This is a genomic window from Rhizobium sp. SVR5-9E (genome assembly GCF_056755095.1).
Genome location: NZ_JBNDHS010000530.1, coordinates 1 through 255, shown reverse-complemented (window position 1 = coordinate 255; position 255 = coordinate 1). Strand labels below are relative to the sequence as shown.

The window sequence follows — 255 nt, the reverse complement described above, 5'->3', positions numbered from 1 at the left end:
ATACCGAAGTGATCGCAGAAATGCCCAATTCCTGTAAATTTATTGATCTCTCCGGGATTCACATCAGCAAAAAGGGGAGTCCACCTGGAAGCTACCGAATGCGGCATTATGGTTTCCATAAATTTTTTCTCATCTTCAGGTCCCAGAAAAATATTTGCCTGAAGTACACGCTCCATATCAATATTATCTTTATCATGAACCGTTGGAACGGGAATATTAATATGGCTATACATTCCCACCACTTCAGGAGTGGCA

Annotated in this window: 1 protein-coding gene; it reads right to left on the bottom strand. The window is 41.2% G+C overall.

The window, feature by feature from the left end; translation table 11 throughout:
- Positions 1-255 (bottom strand): hypothetical protein (locus ACPYOJ_RS35925; RefSeq protein WP_481420468.1); only part of this gene is annotated, 255 nt, incomplete at both ends.